This window comes from Micromonospora sp. DT228, from assembly GCF_049841595.1.
Lineage (GTDB): Bacteria > Actinomycetota > Actinomycetes > Mycobacteriales > Micromonosporaceae > Micromonospora.
This window is the reverse complement of record NZ_JBNCKO010000076.1, coordinates 1-334: the sequence shown is the minus strand read 5'-3', so window position 1 is coordinate 334 and position 334 is coordinate 1. Positions and strand designations below refer to the sequence as shown.

1 protein-coding gene is annotated in these 334 nt (G+C 72.5%); it reads left to right on the top strand.

The window, feature by feature from the left end:
- Positions 1–334, top strand: a 334-nt coding sequence (locus ACLQ29_RS35480) for a hypothetical protein (RefSeq protein WP_425775716.1), incomplete at both ends; no start/stop codon positions are given.

The window sequence follows — 334 nt, the reverse complement described above, 5'->3', positions numbered from 1 at the left end:
CGGCGGGACAGGCCTCGCCCCAGGACTGCCGCCGCTGCTGGCCGCCCAGGCCGCGCTCGTGTGCGGCCTGAGCCTGAACGAGTACCGCGAGATGGAGGCCCTGGAACGAATTCCGAAGCGCAGCCAGGTCGAGCACTACAACCAGGGCCGGCGAGTGCGCACGCACGCCGAGCAGGCGCGGCTCGACGAACTGGACGGCTCACCAGGCGGGGCGACCGGCGCAACCCCACGGGCCACGTACAAGCTGCGCGGCGAGTACCTGTCCATGCTCCAGGCGCACCACGCGTCCAAGGGGAAGCTGGCCGACGCCCAAGCCGCGCAGGCCGCGATGGAC